The sequence below is a fragment of the Mycobacterium sp. DBP42 genome, assembly GCF_005924235.1.
Lineage (GTDB): Bacteria > Actinomycetota > Actinomycetes > Mycobacteriales > Mycobacteriaceae > Mycobacterium > Mycobacterium syngnathidarum.
This window is the reverse complement of sequence record NZ_VCMY01000004.1, coordinates 166840-180098: the sequence shown is the minus strand read 5'-3', so window position 1 is coordinate 180098 and position 13259 is coordinate 166840. Positions and strand designations below refer to the sequence as shown.

The following is a 13259-nucleotide window of genomic DNA, read 5'->3' as shown; positions in this document are numbered from 1 at the left end:
AGACGGACAAGTCCCCCCTCGGACACACTCAAACCGGGTTCAATTTCCCGGCAGCCGCGGCAACCCAGGTCAATTCTTCGTGGAAGATGTCGCTGTGCGCGCCGGATGGTCCCTCGTCCTTGGCCACCACATCCGACGAGTTCAGGTTCAGGATCTGTCCCGTCTGAAACGGGTAGCTCGCACCCTCGGCACCCAGGCTCTGGGTTGGTGACTGGTATGCCCCGTGCGAACCCATGGCCCGCCAGCGGAACAACGGATCTTCGACCGCTGCCGCATCTTCGCCCGCCGCGGCCGAGGCCAGTGGGTAGAACGTCCCCAGGGCCCGGTCATGGCTGGAGAAGCAGACCGTCAGGGGCCCGTCGATGCGGTTGAGCAGCCCCGTCAGCTCACCTGAGCCCCTCCGGAACGGCAGCCGCTCGGTGAAGGTGAACCGGGAGTACGCCCCCTGCAACAGGGTCACCGCCTTCACCGGTGAGGGTCGGACATCACTCATCCCCGCGAGGGCATAGGACACCACCCGGGCGCCGAAGCTGTGGCCGACCAGGTGTATCCGCAGCTCGGGGAATTCCGCGTGAAGCTGATCGATGACCGGTCCGAGCCCCTGCCGTCCCACCACACCGGCGCGGTTCTTCATCTTCCAGTAACTCAGTTGGCGCAACGCCTCCTTGGCGCCGTGCCACAACCGCCCCGCGATGTCACCCAGTCCAGCCGCTCCCCCGCCGTCATCGCCGAATTCCACACCAGCGGAGGCCAATTCATCGGCGAAGGTGGTGAACAGCTTTTCCGGGTCCTGGTCGGGTGCGAGCATCCCCGGCCCGGCGTCCGGCTCGTCGGCCTCGCCGTCGTCGAATCCGGTCTGGGTGGCCGCGCTGAACTCCCGCATCGCGTCGAGCAGTTCCGGCAGGCGATCGGTGTCCGGCGGGGCAGCCAGCAGGGCGGCGAGCTTGTCCAACTGCTGCTTGCCGTGCGGGAACATGTCCTTGAGCTCAGCGAGTTGGGCCGGGTCGATGGTCGCCGGCCCGGCAGGCACCGGGGCCGCCTCGTCGCCCAGTGCGGCCGCACCGCCGCCGTCGTGTGCCGGCGCGGAGAAATCCGGGATCGGCTCGTCGCGCCAGAGCTGCGATGGCCACCGCACTCCGACGAAGCCGACCCTGCGGGCCGGGTCGAGTTGCGGTGCCAGCAGCCCGAACCACCGGTCGTACAAACTCGCCGCGGCTGCCTCGTCGTTGTTCCAGCCATGGGAAAAGATGATCAGATCGGTCAACCCCGCCGCACCGATGCGCTGCTTGAGGTCCGCCAGCACGGCGGGGTCGGGATCGCCGTCGGCATCGAACACCAGGCGCCAGATCCGTTCTGCCACATTGTCGGTCATCGAATCCCCTTTCAGGTCACACCGATTGCAGGGCACGCATCAGATCCAGCAGGCCGCTGCCCTGGAATGCCGGGTCCCGGTTCAGCGAGGTCGCCGACTCGACGAAGATGCGCTTGATCGCCTGCGGCTCGCTGACGAACTCGCGCTGAACCGAGAGAAACGCGGCGATCGCGCCAGATACGTGCGGTGCCGCCATGCTGGTTCCGCTTTCCTCGACGTAGACCGGCACGTCATCGGCCACAGTGATCTGATTGGTGACCTTCTCCCGGCGGCTCCCGGCTGCTGCCGAGGTGATGCGTTCGCCGGGTGCCACCAGGTCCGGTTTCCGCCGACCGTCCCCGGTGGGGCCGCGCGACGAAAAATACGAGACACCGAAGGTGTGCGGCGAACTCCGGTGGGTGGAGCCGACGGTGATCGCGCTCTCCGTGTTGCCCGGGTCGTTGATCGTCATGTCGGCGGTGAACTTGACCGAGTCCTTGCTGAATGCGGTATTCAGTGACACGTAACCGGAATTTCCCGCGGCCACGACCACCACCACGCCTGAGCGCACCGTCTTGTCGACCTCGATGCACATCGGGCTCTGACCGCAGGCGTACCACTCGGCGTCGAATTCGTAGCCGAGGCTGAGGTTCACCCCGTGAATCCGGGGCACCCGCTCACTGCCGGCGTTGAGTTTCCGAACGTAGGCCAACGCCTGCATCACCCGACTCACCCTGGAGGCCTCATCACCGCGGCCGAGCACCTTGAGGCTCACCAACTTGGCTTTCGGCGCCATGCCCGCCAGCCGCGACGGGTCGGCCACGGTGCGCGGCGCAGTGATCGGATCGCCGCCGTGCTCAGGGTCATTGAGCCGCTTCTCGACCACCACGACATCTTCGGGTTTGCGGTCCACCAACCCGCCGGCGATGATCGCGGCCACGTGCGTGCCGTGCCCGTCGGTGTCGGTCAGCGGGGCATTGCCTCCGGTGAAGTCGTGATGCAGATCGACCACCGCCGGATCACTCAGGTTCTGATGCGCCGCGAAGTGCGCGTGCTTCTCGTCGATACCGGAATCGACTACAGCCCACACGATTCCCTCGCCGAAGCTGGCGAATGACCGCTGTGCGGCGACGGCCTTGATGGTGGCGGAGGAGGCATCGATCTGCGGGTGCACCTCGAAGTCCGGCCAGATCCGGTAGACCGCCCGCTCGGGCCAGGACTGCGGGACGGCGTCCGCGGAAACCAGCGACTTGATCTGGTCGGACGTGAGCTCACCGGCCATGAACTGGTCGGCCAGTGGCACGGGTGTCCCCGCCCCTCCGACCAGCTCCCACAACCGCACGACCCGCTCGATCGCGGCGGCAACCGACGGCTGAAAGGTCAGGTTGAGTTCGATCATGATCGGTATCGGGGTGTCGGTGCTCTCCCGTGCCATCGTCGTGCGCAACGGCGGTGTCACGACGCTGGCGAGAACCGGATCGCGTTTGGGCGGTTCGGTAGTCCCGACCTCCGTGGCCGGTACCCCCTCGGGCGAGGGAGCGACGGCCCGCACCCGCGGCGCAGCCGCCACCTCGGTTCGGTCCCGGGCACCCGCCACGGCGTCGCGGCCCGCCGCGCTCAACCGCACCGCGTCGCTATTGGCCGCCTTCGGCGCGATCAGCTTGCGTCTGCGCAGCAACGTGACGGCATCGTGAACCCGGTTGTGCCAGTAAGGATTGGCGTTCTCGTACTGCCGGTCGCGCTCGGTGAATGTCGAGGCGAACCTGGCAGCGACGGCCTCGGCCAACGACGTCATGTCAGCGGTCGTGCCGCCCTTCAGATCCCCCAGCGCCGCCAGCACCCGATCTGCCCAGACATCCCCAGTTGAACTCACCGCGCTCCTCGGCACACTCCGCCACCACAGGTTTTCCTGCGTCGATTGATCGTCGCTCAGCCGAGCCCGGCGTACACGCGTATTCGACTACTCGAAGCTCACCGGGCCCGCACATTTCCGATCGAGTAGCGCACTACTCATGTCATTTGCGCCCCGGTGCACAACAATCAACTCCATAGGCGGCACCGCATTCTCCCCGGAGGGAAACAACGAATGGTGACCACGGCGAGACAGGCTCCAGCGTTCATCGCCGCAGTCTGGTCCCGGGCCCGGTCGGTGACGGTCGACGTTGCGGTCCGGGTCGCTCAGTACGTCGACCAGTCGGTGGGCTGGCCACGTCTACCCAAGGTCATCGGCCTGGCCGTGCTCGTCGGACTCCGACACCAGCTACGGACGTCGAATCTGTATGCCGCCGAACCTGCCCCGGTCCCCCCGACCGGGCCGGTCGGTATCGGCAACTATCTGGGCGCCCGCACGCGTGACGGTTCCTACAACGACCTGAGCGACCCGAGGATGGGTGCGGTGGGTTGCCGGTTCGGCCGTAACGTGCCACCCGAACATTCGTATCCCGAATCCGCCCAGCAGCTGCTCGATCCCAATCCGCGGTTGATCAGCCGCGCGCTGTTGACCCGCGACAACTTCCAGCCGGCGACCACGCTGAATCTGCTGGCCGCGGCGTGGATTCAGTTCGAGGTGCACGACTGGTTCGCCCACGGTTCGGTTCCCACCCAGCCCTGGGTGGTGCCACTGCTCGACGACGATCCGTGGCCCGAGCGGCCCATGCGGGTCGAGCGCACCCCACCCGATCCACACCCCAGCCCAGTCGGGCCTCCCGCCTTCGTCACCCAGGAGTCGCACTGGTGGGACGCCTCCCAGATCTACGGGACCACACCGGCATTCGCCTGCGCCCTGCGCGCGCCCGACGGCGGCAAGCTGCGCATCGACGTGTCCGGCCTACCACCACCCGAGGTCGAGGCCACCGCCGACCTCACCGGTACCGCGGGGAACTTCTGGGTGGGCCTGGCCCTGCTGCACTCGCTGTTCATGCGCGAGCACAACGCCATCTGCGACCACCTGGCCCGGAAATATCCCTACCTGACCGGCCAGCAGCTGTATGACAAGGCCCGCCTCGTCAATTCCGCGCTGATGGCCAAGATCCACACCGTGGACTGGACGCCGGCGATCATCGCGCACCCGACGACGGTGACCGCCATGCGCGTCAACTGGTTCGGGCTCCTCGGTGAGCGGTTGGGTCCCCGGTTTCGGCAGCGCTTCGGCCGGATCAGCACCAGCCCCCTGCTCCACGGTATTCCCGGCTCCCCGACCACACACCACGGCGTGCCGTATTCGTTGACCGAGGAGTTCGTCGCGGTGTACCGGATGCACCCGCTGATCCCCGACGAGTTCACCTTCCGCTCGCTGGCCGACGACCGCGTCACCGCACAGCACGAGCTGCCCGAGCTGTCGGTGACCAATGTGCGCGCCCGGCTGGCGGAGAGCCCGATGGCCGACCTCTTCTACTCCTTCGGTCGGGCCCACCCCGGAGCGTTGTCGCTACACAACTTCCCGCGGCATCTGCAGCACATGCACCGGGTCGACGGCACTGTGCTGGACCTCGCGACGATCGATCTGATCCGAGCCCGGGAGCGAGGTGTGCCGCGCTACAACCAGTTCCGGGAGCTGTTCCGGCTCAAGCCGGTCAAGACGTTCGAAGAGCTGACCGGTGAGACGGCGCTGGCGGCCGAGCTTCGCGAGGTCTACGACGACGTGGACCTCGTCGACCTGATGATCGGCCTGTACGCCGAACCCAAACCTCCCGGTTTCGGCTTCAGTGACACCGCATTCCGCGTCTTCATCCTGATGGCCACCCGCCGGCTGGAAAGCGACCGTTTTTTCACCACCGATTTCCGTGAAGAGACGTACACCGTGGCCGGAATGGCCTGGGTGCGGGACAACGACATGCGCTCGGTGTTGTTGCGCCACTTCCCCGAACTGTCCCCGGCCCTGACCGGCGTGGCCAACCCCTTCGCCCCGTGGAACCCCGTGTCCGCCACCAGAAAGGCATCCGTATGACCGCAGCCATGACCTCCGCCGACGTCCGTCGCATCGCCGAAACCCTCAACCCGGTCCGCTACCGCGACGACCTCGAGCGACCGAAGGCAGGCGAAGCCAAAGACATCGAAAAGATCGTCAAGGCACTTCGCAAGAACAACGAACGCGCCTACAAGAAGTTCAAGCACGGCCTACGTGACGCCCACGCCAAGAGCCATGCCATCCTGCGCGGCGACCTCATCGTCAACCCGGACCTGCCCGAAGCGCTCTCCCAAGGGATGTTCGCGCAAGCGCGCAGCTACCCGGTGATCGCCCGCATCTCGACCACCTCGGGGGTACTGCGCAGCGACCGGAACCGCGGCGTGCGCGGGCTCGGCATCAAGGCCATCGGCGTGCACGGGGCGCGGGCCATGAAGGACCCTGGCGACGAATCCAACGTGACGCAGGACTTCGTCCTGGTCACCCACGAGGAATTCCTGTTCGCCGACGCCCGCGCCTACCGCACCCTGGGCATGCTGAGCGCCACCCTGCTGGCCCGGTTGTCCGACGGCGCGCTGTGGGCAGGCAGCGAGCTGCTCGGCGCGCTCAAGAAGATCGGCCTGCCGATACCGCCGAATCTGGCCGTGTTCGTCGCCCCCAACCGCCCGATCCTGGGCGAGACGTTCTTCTCCTCCGCCCCGATTCGCTATGGCGACCATGTGGCCCGATTCAAATACGAACCCACCTCACCCGAGGCGAAAGCGCTTGCCGAGCAGACCCTTCCGCGAAACCCTGGACAGGACGAGCACCGCGATCTGATCATGGAGTTCTTCGAAAAGCACTCCGCGGAATACACATTCAGCGTGCAGCTGTGCCTGGATGAGGAGGAGATGCCCATCGAGGATGCCACGAAACCCTGGAAATCCCCGTACCTGCCGGTCGCCAAAGTCGTTTTTCCCCGCCAGAATCCGTACAGCGCACTGCGCCGCGCGTACGGCGACGACGTGTTGTCGTTCAACTCATGGCGCGGCCTGGAGGCCCACCGGCCGCTGGGATCCATCAACCGGCTGAAGCTCAAGGTGTACGAAGCGTCGAGCGACTTCCGGCATCAGATGAACCACATCGAGCGGCACGAGCCTGCCGACATCTCCGAGCTTCCGGATTGACGCCGGCGAACAGGAAATGCTTGCAATGGGAAGAACATTCGCTGCCACCGCCGACAAACACCGCTCCGTTGACCCCCTGTTCGGCAGCGTTGGCGGCCCCATGCCCCTAGACTCAGGGTTCATGCCTGGTCAGTGGCAGCTCTTGGACCGGCCCGCCGAGCACGAGGCCATACGGGCCGCCCTCAGCGGGACGGACAGCTGCGGAGTGGTCCTCGTCGGAGCGGCCGGAGTCGGCAAGACCACCCTGGCGCGCACCGTGACCGCATCGTTGAGCCGCAAGGTGCACTGGACCGCGTGCACCGAGTCGTCGCGCAGCATCCCCCTCGGCGCGTTCGCCCACTGGGTGTCGTCGTCGGGATCACGCGATCCCATCGCCCTCATCGGGTCGGCCCGCGAATCACTTGTGGCCGACGGCGACACCATCGTCGGGATCGACGACGCCCATTTGCTGGACCAACTCTCGGCGACACTGCTGCACCAAATCGCCGTCGAGCGCTCGGGCCACGTGGTGGCCACCGTGCGCAGCGGCGAGCCGGTTCCCGATGCCGTCACCTCGCTGTGGAAAGACGGCTATCTAGAGCGCTTCGAGCTCAACCCGTTCACCAAACAACAGAGCATCGCGCTCATCGAAACCGTTCTGGGTGGAACGCTGGAGGGCCTCAGCGCCGACGTGATGTGGCAGACCTCCGGTGGCAACCCCCTGTTCCTGCGCAACATGGTCGAGGGCGCCGTCGACGCCGGCACGCTGACGAAGGTCAACGGGGTCTGGCAGTTTCGCGGCCCCACCGTCATACCCTCCGGGCTGATCGAACTGCTCGACGAACGACTGGCGCACGCCGGCGAGGACGTCTTGCACGCGCTGAAGCTCCTGTCGCTGTGCGAGCCACTCGATATCGATGCGCTGGCCGAACTGGCCGGCGAGGAGGCCGTGGACGGCGCCGAGATGCGCGGCCTGATCCGCATCGTCGCCGACGACGGTCAGGTCAACGTCCGCTTCAGCCACCCGCTGTTCGGCGAGGCGGTGCGCCGTCGGGTCGGCACCGCGTCGGCCCGCAAGCTGCGCGGCCGCATCGCCAAGATTCTGCACGAGCGCAACCTCGACTCGCCCGCCAGCCGAATCAAGTTGGCCGAGTTGGCCATCGAGAGCGACCAGGGCACCGACATCGAACTGCTGATCACCGCCGCAAAGGACGCAGTGTTCCTGTCCAACCTGCCGCTCGGAGAGAAGCTGGCCCGTGCGGCGTTCGATCACGGCGGCGGACTCAGCGCGGCCGCGCTACTGTCACGCGCGTTGTTGTGGCAGGGGCATCCGGCCCAGGCTGACAGCATCCTGGAGCAGTTCGCACCCGCCGACCTCAACGAGATGGAGCTCGTGCAGTGGGGCATTCCCCGGGTGTCCAACCTGTTCTGGTCCCAGGGCGATGTGACGCGCGCCAGTCAGGTGCTCGCCCTCCTGCAGGAGCGGGTCACCCATCCCATCCTCAGGCTGGTCGTCGATGCGACCGGTGCCGGCATGGCGGTGCACCAGAACAAGATTGCCGAAGGCCTGGAGATCGCCGAGCGGGTGCTGGCCAACCCCGAGGCTCCGCGGCAGGCGGTGGATTTCGCGGCGTTCGCCGCCGGACTGTCGATGCCGCTCGTGGGCCGCGGCGACGACTTCCTGTCGATCGCGTCCCGGTGCCGGGCCGAGCGCAAGACCACCGACGGAATGATCCGGATCATGGTGTTCTACGGCGAGGTGCTGGCTCTGGCCTACACCGGTCAGCTCGAACTGGCTCGGCAGCGCGCCGCCGAATACGCCGAGTTCTCGTCGGCCGGCCAGTTCGCCGGCTGGGCCATCGCCAGGATCATGGACGGCGTGGCCGCCACCCACAGCGGCCGGTTCCAGGACGCCATCCGGTCGATCGAGCAGGCCCTGGCCGCGCTCAACGCGGAAAGCTCCCTGCCCTGGCAACTGCCCGGCCGGCTGCTGCTGGCGCGCGCCTACGCGGCGGTGGGCAATCCCACCGACGCCGAACGGGTACTGGAGGACGCCAAGGAACACTCGGGCGAGTTCATGGCGCTCCACGAACCGCTGCGAATGGTCGCCAAGGCCTGGCTGGCCGCAGCCAAGGGCGGGCATCGCTCGGCGATCGATTTGGCCCGCGCCGCCGCCGATGCGGCACACTCTTCGGGCCAATATGCGGTCGAGGCCGAGGCGCTGCACAGCGCGGCCCGCTTCGGTGACCGCAGTGTGACCCGCCGGCTGCAGGATCTGGTCGACCGTGTGGGCGGGCCGCTGCCCGCTCTGTACGCGCGGCATGCCGCCGCGGTGGCCGCGGCCGACGCGGCCGAGCTGGACAAAGTGTCCGCCGCGTTCGAGGAAGCCGGGTTGCTGTTGTCGGCTGCCGACTCCGCCGCCCAGGCCGTGCCCCTGCACGACAAAGCCGGACACCGCCGCAACAGCACCGAATCCGCCGCGCACGCACTGCAATTGGCATCCAAGTGTGGCGGTGCGGCCACCCCGGCCATCCGGTCGGCCGCTCGCCCGCTACCGGTGACCGGACGCGAACGCGAAGTAGCCGGCCTGGTTGCCCAGGGATTGTCGAACCGCGACATCGCCGAACGGCTGACGGTCTCGGTCCGCACGGTGGAGGGCCACATCTACCGTGCCTGCATCAAGCTCGGCGTGGCTGACCGAGATGAGCTGGCCAAGATCGTGTGGAACGACCTGGCTCGGTGAGTCCACCGGGAGCTCAGTACACGTCGCGCATGTAGCGCTTCTGGGCGACCAGTTCTCGCTTGTAGTCCCGGACGGCGTCGTCGGACATCCCGCCGTGGGTCCGCAGGATCGTGGACAGCGTGGCGTCCACGTCCTTGGCCATCCGGCCGGCGTCACCGCAGACGTAGAAGTGGGCACCGTCGTCCAGCCAGCGCCACACCTCGGCTCCGCGGTCGAGCAGCTTGTGCTGCACGTAGACCCGGTCTGGCTGATCTCGGGAGAACGCCAGATCCAGCCGGTTCAGAAATCCGTCGCTGACCATGTCCTCCAAGTCGTCGCGATAGTAGAAGTTCTCGTTGCGGTGCTGATCGCCGAAGAACAACCAGTTCCGGCCACCGTGTCCCAACGCGCGACGCTCCTGCAGGAATCCCCGGAATGGGGCGATGCCGGTGCCCGGCCCGATCATGATCATCGGGGTATCCGCGTCCTCGGGCGGGCGGAAATGCGGTGAGCGCTGCAGGAATACCGGCGCCGCCGCGGCCCGGTCGGCCAGGAATGTCGAACACACCCCACCCCGGTGCGCGCCGCCCGGCCCTCGGTATCGCACCACCGATATCGTGAGCTGAACCTCGTGCGGACTGACCAGCGGGCTCGACGAGATCGAATAATTGCGCGGGGTCAGCCGGACCAGAACCTCTTGCCACTGCTCGGGCTCGGCCCGCACCGCGAACTCCGTCACCACGTCGAGGCCGTTGCGGTTGCGCAGCCAGTTGCTGCGCCGCCCACCGGAATTGCGCAGGATCTTGGCCGCGGAGCGATCGGCGCAGGAATCCGCCACGAACCGCAACAGGTCCGGCGTCACCCGACAGATGTCGTACGACGAGATGAGGGCGTCGCGCAGCGCCTGCTCCACACCGTCGACCTCGATCACCGAGTCCGGGTTGAGCCCGGTGGCCGCCAGCCAGGTGTCCACCACCTCCGGATCGTTGCAGGCATAGACACCCAGCGAGTCACCGACCGAATAACTCACCTCGTACTCGGAGACGTCGAAACCGAACTGGCGCACCTCCTTGGCCGCGGTCGGTGTCGTCAACAGTTCATTGCGCGCCAGCGCAGCCAAAATCGGTTTGGCCCTGGTGAATTCGTCGGGTTCGGTGGGGATGACGGTGCGGATACCGCCGCCGATGACCGCCGGGACGGGCGCCGCACCGGTGAGCGCCGTGGTGACCGTGTCGGCCCAGCGCCGCATCGGCTCGTCGTCGTAGGCCTCGCAGTCGGTGCGGTCGAGCAGTTTGGTGGCCCCCAGATCTGCCAGCCGCTGATCCAGGGATTTGGCGTGCCCGCAGAAGTTGTCGTAGGACTTGTCGCCGATACCGAGCACCGCGTACCGCAGCCCGTGCAGCTGCGGGGCATCCGGGGCCTGCAGCCGGTTCCAGAAGTCGGCACCGTTGTCCGGCGGCCCGCCGTCGCCGAACGTACTGGTGACAATGAGGATGTCGCGTGCGGCAGCGAGGTCGGCCAGGGCGAGGTCGTCCATGTTGACCAAGGAGGCCCCATCGATGCGGCCCGCCAGTCCGGCTGCGAACTCCTCGGCGGTACCGGTCTGCGAGGCCCACAGCACCATTGCCCCACCCGGTACCGGCCGCCGGATCGGTGCACCGTCGCCGGCCCGCGAGTAGCGACCGGCCAGCACCCCGTCCAGCCACAAGCGCACCTTGGCACTGACCGGCGCTGCGGCCGGAAGTACCGGTACGCCCACGGGCTCATCCGGCAGACCGGTGAAAAAACCTGCCAGATAGACTTTTTCGTCTTGGCTGAGGGCCGGCTTGGGCACAGCGCCCAACCCCACCTCGGCTGCGAGCGGGTGCAAGGCGGGCGAGCCGTCAACCGTTCGGACGGGGCGCAGGCTCACCGCGCATACCTTGAACTCCGGTTGCAGCGCGTCCGGGTCGACCGCGTCGTTGGTCACGGCGTTGACAGTGAGGTATTCACCGTGTTCGTCGTTCCAGTGGAACGGTGCGAAGCAGTTGCCGGGGCGCACACGGTCCGACACCTTGGCCGGCAGCACGGCGCGACCGCGCCGGGACGTCAACTCGACCGGCTGCCCCTCGACGATGTCGAGCTCCAGAGCGTCGAGCGGATGGATTTCGACGAACGGCGCGGGATTGAGCTTGTTGAGCTTGTCCACCTTGCCGGTCTTGGTCATGGTGTGCCATTGATGTTGCAGCCGACCGGTGTTGAGCACCATCGGATAGTCGTCATCGGGTAGTTCGGCGGCGTCCATGTGCGGACGGGCGTGAAAGACGGCCCGCCGCGAAGGCGTCGCGAAGGCCAGCCGGGGCCGGTAGCCGTCGGCGTCGACGAACAGGTCCTGGCTCACGCCGTCGTTGAGGTACCGGATGGGGTGACGATCATCCTCACCGCCGCGGTCGCTGACGGGCGGGACCGGCCACTGCAGGGGCGTTCGACGCAGCCTGTCGTAGTCGGCGCCACGCAGGTCATATCCGGTCTTCGGATTGGCGAATCCGCGGATCTCGTCGAATATTTCGGCCGGGGATTGGTAGTCGAAGTGCTCGGCGAAGCCGAGCTGCGCCGCGACCTGGCAGATCAGCTGCCAGTCGGGCCGCGCCTGCCCGAGCGGAGCGACCGACGGAGACAGCAGGGTCAGGTTGCGCTCCGAATTGACCATGACGCCTTCGGCTTCCGCCCACAACGCCGCGGGCAGCACGATGTCGGCGTAGTGATTGGTCGCCGTAGACCGGTATGCGTCCTGGACGACAACGAGCTCCGCGGCTTCCAGACCGTTGATCACAGTCTTCCGGTTGGCCACGCTGGCAACCGGATTGGTGCAGATGATCCAGCACGCCTTGATCTGGCCCTGCGCCATCTGCTCGAACAGGCCGATGGTTCCCGGGCCCACATCGGAGCGGATGCTGCCGGGTTCGATGCCCCATCGGGTCTCGGCGAAGGTTCGGTCCTCAGCGGCGAGTACCGACCGCTGACCGGGCAGTCCCGGCCCCATGTAACCCATTTCGCGTCCGCCCATCGCATTGGGCTGACCGGTCAGGGACATGGGCCCGCTGCCCGGGCGGCAGATCGCGCCGGTGGCCAGATGCAGGTTGCAGATCGCGTTGGTGTTCCAGGTGCCGTGGGTGCTCTGGTTGAGCCCCATGGTCCAGCAGCTCATCCACTCGCCGGCTTCGGCGATCATCGTTGCGGCGGTGCGGATGTCGGCTTCGGGGATGCCGGTGATCTCGGCGACCCGGGCCGGCGGGTAGTCGGGTAGAAGCCGCAGCAGTCCGTCCCATCCTTCGGTGTGCTCGGCGATGAACTCGTGGTCGATGGCACCGTTTTCCACCAACAGGTGCAGCAAGCCGTTGAGCAGGGCCAAATCGGTGCCCGGTTTGATCTGCAGGAACAGATCGGCACGTTCGGCGGTAGCGGTCCGGCGCGGGTCCACCACGATCAGCTTGGCGCCGGCCTTGAGCCGATCTGCCATGCGCAGGAACAGAATCGGATGGCAGTCGGCCATGTTCGCGCCGGTGACGAAGAACAGGTCGGCCCGGTCGAAGTCGGTGTAGGAACCCGGCGGACCATCCGATCCGAGCGATTGTTTGAAGCCCGTGCCCGCGCTCGCCATGCACAGCCGTGAATTCGACTCGATGTGGACGGTACGCAGGAAGCCCTTGGCAAGCTTGGTGGCCAGGTACTGCGCCTCCAGTGTCATCTGGCCCGAGACATAGAGGGCAATGGCGTCGGGCCCGTGCTCGTCGACGATGGCCCGCAGCCGGCGTCCCGCCTCAGCGACCGCGTCGTCCACCGGCGTCGGTACCAGCTCATCGCCACGGGCGGGCCGCAGCAAAGCCGACGTGAGCCGGTCGTCGGCGGCGGCCATCATCTCGGCGTGCATCGCCCCCTTGGTGCACAACCGGCCGAAATTGGTGGGGTGCAGCTTGTCGCCGCTGACCCGGGCGATCACCGTGCGACCGTCATCGACCCTGGTAGTGACCTCGATACCGCATCCGACGCCACAGTACGAACACCCCGTTCGCTGTGTACTGTCCGGGCCAGAACCCAGGCCCGCGCCGTCCGCCATGCCCCCATCGTGTGGTGAGGGTGTTGTCGGATCTTTCCGGC

Annotated in this window: 6 protein-coding genes; 3 read left to right on the top strand and 3 right to left on the bottom strand. The window is 67.1% G+C overall.

The features are described 5' to 3' along the window. Positions 1-28: 28 nt before the first annotated feature. Both E0T84_RS06820 and E0T84_RS06815 read right to left on the bottom strand, forming a co-directional pair. Positions 29-1372, bottom strand: coding sequence for a lipase family protein (locus tag E0T84_RS06820; RefSeq protein WP_138744092.1), 1344 nt, complete (start codon positions 1370-1372; stop codon positions 29-31). Between the two features lie 16 nt (positions 1373-1388). After that, positions 1389-3224: a S8 family peptidase gene (locus E0T84_RS06815; RefSeq protein ID WP_371725698.1), complete on the bottom strand. Its 1836-nt coding sequence runs from the start codon at positions 3222-3224 to the stop codon at positions 1389-1391. A 213-nt stretch (positions 3225-3437) separates the two neighbouring features. Here E0T84_RS06815 and E0T84_RS06810 point away from each other — a divergent pair, with 213 nt between their 5' ends. The 3 genes from E0T84_RS06810 (at position 3438) to E0T84_RS06800 (ending at position 9143) form a co-directional block, all read left to right on the top strand. Beyond that, on the top strand, positions 3438-5297 hold the full coding sequence (locus tag E0T84_RS06810; RefSeq protein WP_138744091.1) for a peroxidase family protein: 1860 nt from the start codon (positions 3438-3440) through the stop codon (positions 5295-5297). Positions 5298-5305: 8 nt separating this feature from the next. Beyond that, positions 5306-6421, top strand: a complete 1116-nt coding sequence (locus tag E0T84_RS06805; protein WP_070943538.1) for a catalase family protein — start codon at positions 5306-5308, stop codon at positions 6419-6421. 121 nt (positions 6422-6542) lie between these two features. Further along, positions 6543-9143 carry a LuxR C-terminal-related transcriptional regulator gene (locus E0T84_RS06800; protein WP_138744090.1) on the top strand — a complete coding sequence of 867 codons (2601 nt, stop codon included), beginning with the start codon at positions 6543-6545 and terminating at the stop codon, positions 9141-9143. 13 nt (positions 9144-9156) lie between these two features. On the opposite strand, the gene E0T84_RS06795 is transcribed toward E0T84_RS06800, so the two are convergent. Then, positions 9157-13218 carry a bifunctional nitrate reductase/sulfite reductase flavoprotein subunit alpha gene (locus E0T84_RS06795; protein WP_138744089.1) on the bottom strand — a complete coding sequence of 1354 codons (4062 nt, stop codon included), beginning with the start codon at positions 13216-13218 and terminating at the stop codon, positions 9157-9159. Between the last annotated feature and the right edge of the window lie 41 nt (positions 13219-13259).